Below are 13,559 nucleotides of genomic sequence, written 5' to 3' on the forward strand. Positions count from 1 at the left end.
AAAATTATTACTTTTAGGGTTAAATATTTTTTATTAAGATCATGCTTGACAGAAGAAATTTCATTAAAAAATCTTCATTAGGATTAGGGTTTTTCGCTTTACCAACCTCCGCAAAATTTTTATTTATAAATGATTTTATTTCTAAAAGACCAAATTTGGATCAAAGAAAATTCGTTTCCGAAGCTGTTGAAAAAACAATAAAAACCATCAAAAAATCTATTGCTGATGAAGAATTGGCTTGGATGTTTGAAAATTGTTTCCCAAACACATTGGATACAACGGTGAAATTTTATGTGAAAGATAGCAAACCTTTTACATATGTAATCACAGGAGATATTGACGCGATGTGGCTTCGTGATTCTTCGGCGCAGGTTTATCCTTACTTAAGTCTTGCCAATGCAGATGAAAAATTAAAAGATCTTTTGAAAGGTGTTATCAATAAACAGGTCGAATGTGTTCTTCTTGATCCTTATGCGAATGCATTTTTCGATAATGCAAGTAAAATAAGCGAATGGAAAAACGATTCTACGCAGATGAAACCCGGAATTCACGAACGAAAATGGGAAATCGATTCTTTATGTTATGTAATGCGTTTGTCTTACAATTATTGGAAAATAACTGGCGATTCTTCAGTTTTTGATGCCGATTGGAAAAAAGCAATGCTTTTAATTTTACAGACATTTCAAGAACAGCAACGAAAAGATTCAAAAGGTCCGTATAAATTTCAAAGATCAAATGGAAATCCTTTAGACACACAATTTGGTGGCGGTTACGGAAATCCGACAAAAAAGATCGGCTTGATTCATTCGATGTTCCGACCTTCTGATGATTCTACTTTTTATCCGTTTTTGATTTCTTCCAATATGTTTGCAGTGGTTTCTTTGAGAGAAACAGCAGAGATTTTTTCTGAAATTTTAAAAGATGAAAATTCTTCAGATCAATTTAAAAAATTAGCGAAAGAAGTGGATGAAGCCATTCAGAAATATGCTATTTTAAATCATCCTGAAGCCGGAAAAATCTATGCTCTGGAAATCGACGGTTTCGGAAATGCTTTATTTATGGATGATGCCAATGTTCCGAATTTGTTGTCGATTCCCTATTTGGGATATGCTTCAAAAGATGATGAAATTTACAAAAACACGAGAAAATTTTCTTTAAATAAGTCAAATCCATGGTTCAGCGAAGGGAAATTTGCCAAAGGAATTGGCGGACCGCACATCGGAGAACATAAAATCTGGCCTCTCGGATTAATTATGCAGGCTTTGACAACCGATAATGAAGAGGAAATTATCTATTGCTTGAAAACGATAAAGGCAACTCACGCTGGAACAGGATTTATTCATGAATCTTTTGATGTTGATAATCCGAAAGATTTTACAAGATCGTGGTTTGCTTGGGCAAATACACTTTTTGGCGAAGTGATTCTTCACCTTCATAAAACAAAACCTGAAATTCTGAAAAGAAAGTTCTAAATATAAAAACCTCCTGAAAATCTGGAGGTTTCTTGTAAAATTTAAATATATGTTGATAACCAAAGGTTAGAAAAGCTTATATTTCTGTAGTTGTCTGTTCTTTTTTAGGCGATTTTCTTTTTCTTAAGAAATAGACAATTGCAGCTCCAATCAATACAAGTGGCCAAATTGTAATTAATCCAACAATAATTTTTTGAATTAAATAATATCCTTCCACGAAAGCCGATTTTGCACTGTAAATGAAATCGAATTTATATTTATCATCTATACTTTTTGTGTTGGTAATGGCAATTTCTGCAATTCTGATTTTAGGTTCTTTAATATAAATATCGACAGTGCTGTACTTCAGATTATCGGTTACATCCATATTTGCCAGTTGTTGCTGGTTGTTTTCAGACATATTTTCGTCGTCGAGTTTTACTTTGTCTTTATTGGTTTTTAGCTGAGAAATATTTTCACCCGTTTTTTTGATTCTTTTTCCTTCTAATTCAGCATATTTTATACTTGAAGTCACATCTTCTGCATTAATTGATCTTGAATTCAGGAATAGTTTTTTATCATTAATTATAGTCAGTAATTCACCTAATCTTGTTGTCGGAACCCTTACCTGCATTGTATTTTCCGATTGATATTTTTTTACCAACATAGCTTCTTCGTTTGAAGTATTGTAAGTGTCTTCTGAAACGACATTTCTTTTTAAATCACTGTGCGTAACGAATCCTCCCAATTCCTGAACAGATTTTTCAATGGAAATTGTTGCATCATAAACATCTTTCACCTCCATATTCACATCTGCGGTTTTAATGAATTGTTTGTCTTTTACTTTCATTGTTGCAACTGAAGAAACACTGTCTGATACTGCAACAGCTGCAGAATCTAGGCTCGTTGTTTTTTCGTAATCTGCAGTTGCTTCTCCTTTTTTACATGAATAAATTCCTAATAAAAGTGCTGTTGCGATTGATAATCTGATGTAAGTGGTTTTCATGATATTTATTTTTTAATGTTTTGCTTATCCCAAAGTTCAGACGGAATCATTTGTAAAGTTTGAAAATCGCGGGTAAAAAATTTGTAAAGAGAGATTCTATTTTAAATATTTCATAATCAACGTTTTGTAAAATGAAGTCAGTAAAAGGTGCTTGTTTTCGGATTAATTTTTGCTTAACTTTTACAAATCAACACACAAACAATTACTATGTCAAATACTTTTTCCAAAATCAGAAACGCGATAGATTTATTCAGATCAATAGATTTTGATCAGTTAAGTGTCATTTCTCAAAAAGTTGACCTGCCAAAACTGATGCAAAGCTTCTCAAAACTTGATGATAAACAACTCGGAGGTCTAATAAAAATGCTCGATCCGAATAAGAAAAAGAAAGAACTACCGCCAATTGATGGTGATTTCTACGATATTTATCACACATTAAGTCCTGAACAGCGCGAAATTCAGTTGAAAGTAAGAGCTTTCATGGAAAAAGAAGTGAAACCCTTGGTAAACCATTATTGGCTAAGAGACGAATTTCCTTTTGAATTAATTCCAAAATTCCAAAAACTTGATATTTGTGGCGTAACATATGAAGGTTACGGCTGTCCTGGAATGCCTTTTTTAATGGAAGGTGTCATTGCGATGGAAATGGCGAGAATTGATGCTTCGATTGCTACTTTCTTTGGCGTACAGTCGGGTTTATCAATGGGTTCAATTTATATTTGCGGTTCGGAAGAACAAAAACAAAAATGGCTTCCTCAAATGCAGAAGTTTGAAAAAATAGGAGCATTCGGTTTAACAGAACCGGAAGTCGGTTCCGGAGCTGCAGGTGGTTTAACAGTGACCTGTAAAAAAACTCCTGAAGGCTGGATTTTAAATGGTCAGAAAAAATGGATCGGAAATGCAACATTTGCAGATTTAATTATTATTTGGGCAAGAGATTTAGATGATGGTGAAGTAAAAGGTTTTATTGTTGAAAAAGATAATCCGGGTTATTCTGTTGAGAAAATCAAAGGAAAAATGGCATTAAGAATCGTTCAGAACGGATTGATAACTTTGAAGGATTGTTTAGTCACCGAAGAAAACAGATTACAAAATGCCAATTCATTCAAAGACACTGCAAAAGTACTAAGAATGACAAGAGCCGGAGTGGCTTGGATGGCAACAGGTTGCGCGAGAGGTGCGTATGAAAGTGCTTTGGCGTACACAAGAACGCGTGAACAATTTGGAAAACCGATTGCGTCTTTTCAAATGATTCAGGGACATTTGGTAGAAATGCTGTCAAATCTTACGGCGATGCAGACAATGGTTTTCAGACTTTCCGAAATGCAGGATGAAGGAATTCTTAAAGATGAACACGCTTCTTTAGCGAAAGTTTTCTGTACCTTAAGAACAAGAGATATTGTTTCCAGAGCACGTGAAGTGATGGGCGGAAACGGAATTCTGCTTGAATATGATGTCGCAAGATTTGTAGCCGATTCAGAAGCAATTTATTCTTACGAAGGAACGAAAGAAATCAATTCACTGATTGTCGGAAGATCGATTACAGGCTTCAGTGCATTTGTATAATATTAAATGGTCAATTGTGAATTTTGTCAGCAAGTGAATTAGAAATTAACAGACAAAGCGAATTCACAATTGACCATTATCTTTTTTAGCTTACTAAGGCTTTATATTTTTCTTTGTTATCGACAATCATCCAAAGGTTAACCAAAAACAGGACAACTGAAATTATAATTCCCATTTGAGACTGATCTTTGCAAACGTTATGTAATACAATTCCGACCATAACCGGAAGAATAATGATTGCGCCCAATGCTCTGGTTTTAGGAAAGATAAATAATAACCCGCCGATTACTTCAACTGTTCCGACCAATGGCATCAACCAACCGATTTCATTGAAGGCGGCAAAAACTTTAATTTGCGCATCAGTCAATTTTGGCATTGGAGTGTAATGGAAGAATTTGTCGAGTCCCGCATTCATAAACATAAGTCCGAAAAGAAGGGACAGAATAAATTTTACGATTTTCATAATATGATTTTTTATTAAAATTAAATAAAAATCTAATTCGTTGTTAGAAAAGGAAATAATTTTAAAAATATTCTCTTTTTAGGGAAATAATAGACGGTTGTATCTTTTGATTTTATATATTTGTCTGACAGACAAATTAAAACGAAATAGTATGTTGAAAAATCTTAAAAAATTGAATCGTACAGATTTAAAAGAAATTCAAGGAGGAGGAGGTCCCGGAAAATGTGATATTGGACCAATTGGTTGTCCATGCAAGATTCCACCAGGAGATCCATGTTTAGGTGGAGGAGGTGGACCAACGGATCCACCAGGAGATCCAATCGGATATTGTCCGGATAACGGAACGTATATCTATTGTACTGAAACATGTCCGAACGGAATGAGCCCACTTTGCGCAGCGTAAAAAATAAAAAGCCTTCAATTTGAAGGCTTTCTTTTATATTAAATATTGATTAGCTGAAAAATTATTCATTACCAATTACTTATTATTCATGAATCAATCCATTTCTTTTAAAGTAATATTTTTCGAAATTTTGTAACTTTTTTTCTTTTTGTGAGGTTTTTCTTCCTCGCCTAATAATTTTCCCCAAGGCTTTAAACCATCAACTCTTTCAAAAATAATTTTAATGATTGCGATTGCCGGAATACACAAAAACATTCCCGCAATTCCCCAAAGATGTTCTCCGATGATGATTCCGAGAAAAGAAAACAGGGCATTGATTTTTACTTTTGAACCTACAACGAACGGCAGGACAATATTTCCGTCAACAATATGAATACCAATATAGCCGATCGCCACATAAATACAAGTGGATGGAGTCGTAGTTGCAAAGGCAATAAAACAAGAAATTAAAAGTGAAATACATATTCCCAGATAAGGAATCACATTTAATAAACCTGTCAAAATTCCCAAAAGAATAGCGTATTTTACTCCGAAAATAGTTAAAACTGTTGATGTAAGGATAGAGACTATCAGAACCTGCAGGCAAAGTCCGGTAATATACTTCTTCGTCATGATCCTTACTTCATTCACGATTTCCTGAACATTTGCTTTATGTTTTTCATTAAAAACCGTTACAATAAAATTATTTAAAACTCTTCTGTAATTTAAGATGAAAATAAAAAATAAGATAAAGAAAACAATAAAACCAAGTCCTGTGGAAAAAATACCGAAAGTAAAGCCCAAAATCACACCTGTAGAAGAGAGAAGTTTACTCAACCCCTGATCGAGATAAGTGAACTGTTCATCAACTTTTACATTAAAAGTATGCGATATCCAAGTCTGTAAATTATGAAAAACCTGATTAAACTGTTTAGAAAGATGCGGAACATCCTTACTAAAATCTGATAATTGAGATCCAAAGAAATAAATTAATCCCGTTAAAATAGTTAACATAATTAGAACAGATGTAATCGTAGACAAAGATCTCGAAAATCTTAACCTTCTTTCCATAAAATTGGCAATCGGCAAAAAAAGCATTGCCATCAAAAATGCCAGAAAGAAAGGTGCTAAAATGCTTTCGCCTAACGCTAAAAGATAGCCAAGACCAATAATGGAAATGACAACAAGCGTAAGTTTGACTAAAAAAGGGAGTCGAAGTAAATTCATAATTTCAAAATCGTCACTATAAAAATAAGAAAACCCTTTCGAATTGAAGGGTTTATTTGGTTAATTAACTTTAATTCTTTTCATAAGCTCTAGAAAATTTTATGCCATTGAGAAAAGATATCCGGACTTTGAAAGAATCAAATCATCTTTATAAAATCAAAAACACGTCCCAAAAATCTGAGACGTGTTTTCTTTTATTGAGAATGTTAATATTTATATTTATTTTTCGATCGCGATATCAACTACTTCTTCCATTCTGTTGACATAATGAACTTTAAGGTTTTTAAGATAATCTTTTTTGATTTCCTCAACATCTTTTCTGTTTGCTTCACAAAGAATTACTTCCTGAATTCCTGCTCTTGTTGCAGCCAGCAATTTTTCTTTAATTCCACCTACTGGAAGTACTTTTCCTCTTAGCGTAATTTCACCAGTCATTGCAAGGTGAGGTTTTACTTTTTTATTCTTAAATGAAGAAACCATCGAAGTCAGCATAGCGATTCCCGCAGAAGGCCCGTCTTTCGGAGTTGCTCCTTCCGGAACGTGAACGTGAATATTATGTTTTTCGATATCTTCCTGAGAAATTCCAAGCTCATCGTGTTTTGCTTTGATGTATTCTAAAGCAATTGTTGCAGATTCTTTCATGACAGTCCCTAAGTTTCCGGTCATGGTTAAAGCACCTTTTCCGTTGCTTAAAATGCTTTCAATGAATAAGATATCTCCTCCGACGCTTGTCCATGCAAGACCTGTAACAACTCCCGGAACTCCAGTGATTTCCGATAAGCTTTTCGGTCTCGGAACTCCAAGAATTTCATCTACTTTTTCAAGCGAAATCTTAGGATCATATTCTTTTACTAAAGCCGTTTGCAATGCAACCCAACGTGCGATTCCTGCAATTCTTTTTTCTAAAGATCTTACACCGCTTTCCGAAGTATGAGCTTCAATGATATGTTTTAATTCAGGATTTCCAAGTTTGAATGATTTTGAATCCAAACCGTTTTCTTCCTGTTGTTTTTTAATTAAATGTCTTTTTGCAATTTCAATTTTTTCCTCTAAAGTATAACCCGCAATCTGGATGATTTCAGTTCTGTCCAAAAGCGGACTTTGGATCGTTGACAATGAGTTTGCCGTTGCAATGAACATTACCTTAGACAAATCATAACCCATTTCCAGAAAATTGTCATAAAAAGACTTATTTTGTTCAGGATCAAGAACTTCAAGAAGTGCAGAACTTGGATCACCGTGTAATCCTTGGGCGATTTTATCCATCTCGTCTAAAACAATTACAGGATTGGAAGTTCCTGATTTCTTGATAGATTGAAGAATTCTACCCGCCATCGCACCAATGTAAGTTTTTCTGTGTCCGCGGATTTCGCTTTCGTCGTGAAGTCCACCTAAAGAAAGTCTTACATATTTTCTTCCCAACGCATCTGCAATTGATTTTCCTAATGAAGTTTTACCAACTCCCGGAGGTCCGACTAATAGTAGAATAGGAGATTTCATGTTGTTTTTTAATTTCAAAACAGCCATGTGCTCCAAAATTCTTTTCTTGATATCTTCCAATCCGAAATGAGCTTTATCTAAAACTTTTTCAGCTTTTGCAATGTCAAAAACGTCTTTTGTGTAAGTTTCCCAAGGTAAATCTGTGAAGAAATCCAAATAATTTCTCTGAACATTATAATCAGGCGAGTTTGGATTTTGACGTTGTAATCTGTTGATTTCCTTTTGAAAATGTTCCTCAACTTCACCGCTCCATTTTTTCTTTCTTGCTTTTGCAATCAGATCATCAATATCACCTTCAGTACCTCCTCCCAATTCTTCTTGGATAGTTCTAATCTGTTGATTCAGAAAATATTCCTTCTGTTGCTTATCAAGATCCTTTGATGTTTTCTGATGAATCTGATTTCTTAATTCCAGCTTTCTGAAATCTTCATGCATCATTTCATAACACTTATTAGCTCTTTCCATTAAATTTTTCTCTTCAAGCAGTTTTTGCTTTTCAGAAGATGGAAAATTGGCGTTTGTGCAAATGAAATTTAATAGATCATCATTATTATTAATATTCTTTATCGCAAAATTGGCTGCATTTGGAATATTTGGATCAAGCTCAATTATTTTTAAAGCTAAATCTTTAACATTTTCCAGTAATGCTTCGTATTCTTCTTTATTTTTTGCTTTTCCGTCTTTCAATTTGGTAATTTCAGCTTTGAAATAAGGCTGGTTTTCAACCATTTTCTTGATCTTAAACCTGTGAAAACCTTTTGTAATGGCTGTAATATTACCTTCAGGAAGCTTTATAATTTTAATAATCTTTGCCAACGTACCGATCTGGAATATGTCTTTTTCCGCCGGCTGCTCCAAATCTGAGTTTTTCTGACTTACAATTCCAATAAAATCTCCATTTTTCTGAGCTTCTTCGAGAAGTTGTATTGAGGTTTTTCTTCCGGCTGTGATAGGGATGACAACGTTCGGGAACATTACCATATTTCTTACGGGAAGGATCGGGAATATTTTTTGCTCAGAATTTCTTTCTGTCTCCGCAAGATCTGAAAGGTTGATCTCTTCGGCTACAATATCAAATCCGTCGCTTATCATTTCTTCTAAACTAATATCTTCAAATTCTGTCATAATAAATCGAATGACAAATTGTCATTGTCGTTTTAATTCGTTAACGTGAAATTTTATAATATGCTTTTATATAGGGCAGCATATTATGTGTGCTTAAATTGCACAAGACCCATGCCATTCATTTTTTGCTAAAAAATATGGTCAAAATTTCCTTTTTTTATAAAATTTGAATTTTAAAAATTAAAAAAAGCACTTGGAGTTCCGTAATTTCTTAAAAATGTGTATTTTCGCAAACTGATAAAAAACTATAATTTATATAATGGCAATTTTAGGATCAATTAGGAGTAGACCTTGGCTTTTGATGGGAGTAATTGCATTGGCGCTTTTGGCGTTCCTTGTAAACCCAGATAGTATTGATAAGGTTTTTGGAAAAAATCCTGATGTTTTAGGAAAAGTAAATGGTGAGAAAATTACCCGTGGAGAGTTTGATGATCAACTTTTCGTGTTGCAGCAACAGGCTGAACAACAGGGTCAGCCGAAGACTGGTCTTGAAGAGCAGGCTTGGCAATTGCTTGTACAGTCGAAACTGATCAAGCAGCAATTCGAAAAAATGGGCTTCGAAATGACGGAAGATTATTTCTGGAATCAACTTCAGTTTGATCAGATGTTTGCTCAGCAGAAACAGTTTTTTGACGAAAAAGGTAATTTCAAAACCCAAGAGCTTAAAAAACAAATAGAAGACATGAAGGCAGCTTCGCCGGAAGGTTACAACCAGTGGTTGAAATCCAGAAAGTCAATCGAATACAGATTGATGGCAAGACAGGTCTTTGCTAATGTTTCTGCAGGTATCACAACAGGTAAAAAGGAGGCTGAAGAGTTGATGAAAGAAAGAGATCAGTTAGCTGATATCGATTTTGTAAAAGTAGATTATGCTACTTATCTTCAAAAAAATAACATCAAAGTTACAACTGAAGATTTGGCTAATTATATCAATCAGCATCCTGTAATGTTTAAAGCTGATGCGAGCAGAAATTTAGGAATTGTTTATTTTCCTTCTAAACCGAGCGCAGCAGATGATGCAGTAGCTCAGAAAGAAATCAATAAATTATTCTCAGCAGGAACTGATGCGAGCGGAGGTACTGAAAACTTCCAGAATACAAAGAATGATTCTATGTTCGTAATGGCTAATTCTGATATGCCTTACAATAATCAATATGTGACGCCAAACCAGTTGCCGCAAACTATTCAGGCTCAAATTCCATCTGCGGCTATTGGACAGACTTTTGGACCTTATAAGGAGCAAAATTTCTATGTGGTTTCTAAACTTTTAGATAAAAAAGCTTCAGATTCTACATTATCTAAACATATTTTGATTTCTTATAAAGGAGCAGAAAGATCGACAGCTACAAGAACTAAAGAGCAGGCAAAAAAGATTGCTGATAGCCTTTTAGCTGTAATTAAAGCTAATCCGGCTGCTTTTGCAAATGGTCTTAAGCTTTCTGATGAGCCGAATGCAGTTGAAAGAAACGGTAGTGTTGGCTGGACGACTCCTCAAAGTCAATTTGCTCCAGGTTATCTTAACTTTTTGGCAAGCAATGCAAAAGGTTCTACTGGTCTAGCTGAAACAGAATTTGGTTACCATATTATTAATGTAGAAGATAAAAAAGCAGGAACAATGAGCTATAAAGTTGCTCATTTAGTAAAAGCTGTTAAGCCTTCTGATGCTACAGAAGCTGCTACAGATAAAAATGCTAGAAGATTCATTCAGCAGGTTCAAGGGAAATCTTTCAACGATTTCGTGAATATTGCTAAAAAAGGAAACTATCAGTTCTCAAATCCTAAACAGGCGAAAAGATTCGACGGTCAGCTTCAAGGTTTAGGAACAGAAAAGGATGGAGATATCTTAGCTTGGGCTTTCGATAAAAAGAGAGAAAAAGGAGATACAGAATTCTTTACTGTAGACGGAACAGGAGATAAAATCGTGGTTTACTTAAACGGTAAACAAGATAAAGGAACTGCAGATCCTGAATCTGTAAGAGATCAGATTGAAACTGTTGTTAAAAATAAATTGGCTGCAAAACAAATTGTTGAGAAAATTGGAAAGTCAGGTTTAGACCAGATTGCAAAACAATTCGGAACAACAAAACAATCTGCACAGGTTAACTTATTAAGCCCATCAGTTGCAGGTTCTATGGAACCAAAAGTTGCTGGTGCTGCATTCGGAGTTGCGAAAGGAAAACTTTCTAACCCGGTTGAAGGTGGAACAGGAGTTTATGTTTTAATCAAAAAGAACGAAACAGTAAACAAACAACCTGGAGATCTTAAACAATTTACAGAATCTGTTACTCAGAGAAACGGAGGAATGTTCGGACAGGCTTGGTTAAAGAGCTTACAGGACAATGCTAAGATCGATGATTACAGAATTGAGATCTACAACAAGTTAGGTTCTCAACAACAATAAGAAAATATTTTTCAGATAGATGAAAAGCGGCAAAGTTTTTGCCGCTTTTTTTGTGTGTAACGCAGAGCAATAAAGAAAAACATTAATTTAAATGTAGTATATTTGCTCATTAGAAAAAATTTAGCAAGTGAAGTTCAGTAAAGAATTAAAAGCTGGTGTAATTGCACTTCTGGCCATTATTGGTTTCGTGGTGCTGTTTCAATTTATGAAAGGCAGAAGCCTTTTTACTACCGACAATATATTTTACGCACAATATGAAAATGTAGAAGGTTTAGCACAGTCTTCTCCTGTATCCATCAATGGATTAAAGGTAGGACAGGTTGATAAAATCATTCCTCGTACTGCAAAAGACGGGAAAATCGATTTTCTTGTAAAAATCACTGTTGATAATAATTTTGAGTTTTCAAAAAATTCAACGTTAGAGATTTTTGAACCGAGTTTAATGGGCGGTAAAGAGATGAGAATCAATTTGATGTACGGCGGACAAACCGCAAAAGATGGTGATACTTTAAAAGGTGCTTTCAAATTAGGAACTTTGGGAAGTCTTTCTTCTCAGGTAGGTCCTGTGAAAGATCAGCTACAGGTCGTTTTGCATAGAGTAGATTCGTTAATGACAAACGCAAATCAGCTTGTAGATGCTCAAAATAGACAGGAAATTAAAGCATTGTTGTCTAATCTTAATAAAACAGTTGCAGCTTTACAGACAACTGCAGGAAGTGTAAATTCTTTAGTTGGTCACAATGATCCTAAGCTTCAGAAAGTTCTTGATGATGCAAGTGTAACAATGCAAACTGGTAAAGTTACTTTAGATAAATACGGAAATTTAGCAGAAAGTATTGATACTAAAAAACTGAACGCAACTATTGCAAACTTAGATGCTACAGTTGGACAGTTGAACAATGTAGTTTCAGGAATTGACAGAGGCGAAGGAAGCTTGGGTAAAATAATGAAAGACGATCAGCTTTATAATAATCTTAATGCAGCATCAAATAATTTGAATGCTTTGATTGAAGATTTGAAGGCTCATCCTAAGAAATACGTTAATTTCTCGGTTTTCGGTAAGAACAGTAAAGACTAATATATAGACCATGCAATATATCGATAATGTTATTTTTCTGATTTTATTGGTTGCAGGTTTTGGGCTGTTTGCAAAAAGTCTGCAGAAAATATACAGAAACATCAGGCTAGGAAGAGAAATCAACCGAAGCGATAGAAAAAAAGAACGTTGGGAAACCATGGCAACTGTTGCGATGGGACAGAGTAAAATGAGCAAACGTCCTGTTGCGGGAATTTTACACCTTTTTGTTTACGTTGGTTTTGTCATTATTAATATTGAACTTGTTGAAATCATCGTTGATGGAATTTTTGGAACGCATAGATTTTTAGCAACAATTTTCGGACATACTTTTTACAATTTCTTTACGGCAACATTAGAAGTTCTGGCTCTTTTGGTTGTAATCGGAGTTGTCACTTTCTTCATTCGTAGAAATTTTTACGGAGTGAAAAGATTAACAATGAAAGAACTTTTCGGATGGCCAAAAAATGATGCCAATTGGATTCTAATCATTGAATTTGCATTAATGATGGCTTTCTTTACTATGAATAGCTCTGATTTTATTCTTCAGATGAGAGGATTTGAAGGATTTCATCATATCGGATCATTTCCGATCAGTGAAATGACTTTTGTCCCGTTTTTTGAAGTTTTCAGTTTTGATAATCTGTTTTTATTCATTATTGAAAGAGGAGCTTGGTGGTTCCACTTTGTGGGGATCTTGTTCTTTATGAATTATCTTTATTATTCTAAACATTTACATATCATTTTGGCTTTTCCAAGTACATGGTACGCAAATCTTGAAAAGAAAGGAAAATTCAATAACCTTGAATCTGTAACAAAAGAGATCAAGTTAATGATGGATCCGAATGCAGATCCTTATGCTGCTTCGGCAGAAGGGAGTGAGGCAGATGTTCCTTCAAAATTTGGTGCAGAAGATATTTTTGATTTAAATCAGGTTCAATTGCTAAATGCTTATTCTTGTACAGAATGTGGTCGTTGTACTTCAGTTTGTCCTGCAAATATTACAGGTAAGAAATTGTCTCCAAGATTAATTTTAATGAAAACCAGAGATCGTCTGGAAGAAGTTGGAAGAAATATCGACAAGAATGGCAAATTCGAAGATGATGGTAAAAAACTTTTGAACGATTATATCACAAAAGAAGAACTTTGGGCTTGTACGACATGTAATGCATGTACGGAAGCTTGTCCCGTTTTGCTTGATCCGCTTTCTATTATTTTCGAAATGAGAAGATTTCTGGTGATGGAACAGTCAGCTGCGCCACAGGAATTGAATTTGATGATGACCAATGTAGAAAACAATGCTGCACCTTGGCAATATAATCAGGCAGATCGTCTGAATTGGGCAAATGATTAATCATTAAGA

10 protein-coding genes are annotated in these 13,559 nt (G+C 34.6%); 6 read left to right on the top strand and 4 right to left on the bottom strand.

Going from position 1 to position 13,559, the window contains the following annotated elements:
• Positions 1 to 41 precede the first annotated feature (41 nt).
• Positions 42 to 1,472, top strand: a complete 1,431-nt coding sequence (locus ABD940_RS18485) for a glycoside hydrolase family 125 protein (RefSeq protein WP_345207240.1) — start codon at positions 42 to 44, stop codon at positions 1,470 to 1,472.
• A gap of 76 nt (positions 1,473 to 1,548) precedes the next feature.
• Here ABD940_RS18485 and ABD940_RS18490 read toward each other — a convergent pair whose 3' ends face one another.
• Positions 1,549 to 2,457: a DUF4349 domain-containing protein gene (locus ABD940_RS18490; RefSeq protein ID WP_345207242.1), complete on the bottom strand. Its 909-nt coding sequence runs from the start codon at positions 2,455 to 2,457 to the stop codon at positions 1,549 to 1,551.
• A 207-nt stretch (positions 2,458 to 2,664) separates the two neighbouring features.
• Here ABD940_RS18490 and ABD940_RS18495 point away from each other — a divergent pair, with 207 nt between their 5' ends.
• On the top strand, positions 2,665 to 4,023 hold the full coding sequence (locus ABD940_RS18495) for an acyl-CoA dehydrogenase family protein (protein ID WP_345207244.1): 1,359 nt from the start codon (positions 2,665 to 2,667) through the stop codon (positions 4,021 to 4,023).
• A gap of 85 nt (positions 4,024 to 4,108) precedes the next feature.
• Here the strand turns inward: ABD940_RS18495 and ABD940_RS18500 are convergent, their stop codons facing one another.
• The gene (locus tag ABD940_RS18500; RefSeq protein WP_345207246.1) at positions 4,109 to 4,486 is read right to left on the bottom strand and encodes a MauE/DoxX family redox-associated membrane protein; all 378 of its coding nucleotides are present in this window, start codon (positions 4,484 to 4,486) and stop codon (positions 4,109 to 4,111) included.
• 151 nt (positions 4,487 to 4,637) lie between these two features.
• On the opposite strand from ABD940_RS18500, the gene ABD940_RS18505 reads away from it, so the two are divergent.
• Positions 4,638 to 4,889, top strand: a complete 252-nt coding sequence (locus ABD940_RS18505; protein ID WP_345207248.1) for a bacteriocin-like protein — start codon at positions 4,638 to 4,640, stop codon at positions 4,887 to 4,889.
• Between the two features lie 93 nt (positions 4,890 to 4,982).
• Here ABD940_RS18505 and ABD940_RS18510 read toward each other — a convergent pair whose 3' ends face one another.
• Positions 4,983 to 6,095 (bottom strand): AI-2E family transporter, encoded by a 1,113-nt coding sequence (locus tag ABD940_RS18510; protein WP_345207250.1) that lies wholly within the window; start codon positions 6,093 to 6,095, stop codon positions 4,983 to 4,985.
• Positions 6,096 to 6,314: 219 nt separating this feature from the next.
• Positions 6,315 to 8,720, bottom strand: coding sequence for an endopeptidase La (gene lon / locus ABD940_RS18515; RefSeq protein ID WP_345207252.1), 2,406 nt, complete (start codon positions 8,718 to 8,720; stop codon positions 6,315 to 6,317).
• Positions 8,721 to 8,979: 259 nt separating this feature from the next.
• Here lon and ABD940_RS18520 point away from each other — a divergent pair, with 259 nt between their 5' ends.
• From ABD940_RS18520 to ABD940_RS18530, 3 genes are all read left to right on the top strand, one after another.
• The gene (locus ABD940_RS18520) at positions 8,980 to 11,121 is read left to right on the top strand and encodes a peptidylprolyl isomerase (RefSeq protein ID WP_345207254.1); all 2,142 of its coding nucleotides are present in this window, start codon (positions 8,980 to 8,982) and stop codon (positions 11,119 to 11,121) included.
• 127 nt (positions 11,122 to 11,248) lie between these two features.
• A complete protein-coding gene (locus ABD940_RS18525; protein ID WP_345207256.1) occupies positions 11,249 to 12,199 on the top strand; it encodes an MlaD family protein in 951 nt (316 codons plus the stop codon).
• Between the two features lie 10 nt (positions 12,200 to 12,209).
• Positions 12,210 to 13,550: a 4Fe-4S dicluster domain-containing protein gene (locus tag ABD940_RS18530; RefSeq protein WP_345207258.1), complete on the top strand. Its 1,341-nt coding sequence runs from the start codon at positions 12,210 to 12,212 to the stop codon at positions 13,548 to 13,550.
• Positions 13,551 to 13,559 lie beyond the last annotated feature (9 nt).

This window comes from Chryseobacterium ginsengisoli, from assembly GCF_039542325.1.
In the GTDB taxonomy this organism is placed as follows: domain Bacteria; phylum Bacteroidota; class Bacteroidia; order Flavobacteriales; family Weeksellaceae; genus Chryseobacterium; species Chryseobacterium ginsengisoli.

Excerpts from the sequence above, each read along its gene's own strand:
- ABD940_RS18500 (WP_345207246.1), bottom strand. The coding sequence starts at position 4,486 with ATGAAAATCGTAAAATTTATTCTGTCCCTTCTTTTCGGACTTATGTTT.
- ABD940_RS18505 (WP_345207248.1), top strand. The coding sequence starts at position 4,638 with ATGTTGAAAAATCTTAAAAAATTGAATCGTACAGATTTAAAAGAAATT.
- ABD940_RS18530 (WP_345207258.1), top strand. The coding sequence starts at position 12,210 with ATGCAATATATCGATAATGTTATTTTTCTGATTTTATTGGTTGCAGGT.
- ABD940_RS18510 (WP_345207250.1), bottom strand. The coding sequence starts at position 6,095 with ATGAATTTACTTCGACTCCCTTTTTTAGTCAAACTTACGCTTGTTGTC.
- ABD940_RS18490 (WP_345207242.1), bottom strand. The coding sequence starts at position 2,457 with ATGAAAACCACTTACATCAGATTATCAATCGCAACAGCACTTTTATTA.
- ABD940_RS18495 (WP_345207244.1), top strand. The coding sequence starts at position 2,665 with ATGTCAAATACTTTTTCCAAAATCAGAAACGCGATAGATTTATTCAGA.
- ABD940_RS18485 (WP_345207240.1), top strand. The coding sequence starts at position 42 with ATGCTTGACAGAAGAAATTTCATTAAAAAATCTTCATTAGGATTAGGG.
- lon (WP_345207252.1), bottom strand. The coding sequence starts at position 8,720 with ATGACAGAATTTGAAGATATTAGTTTAGAAGAAATGATAAGCGACGGA.
- ABD940_RS18520 (WP_345207254.1), top strand. The coding sequence starts at position 8,980 with ATGGCAATTTTAGGATCAATTAGGAGTAGACCTTGGCTTTTGATGGGA.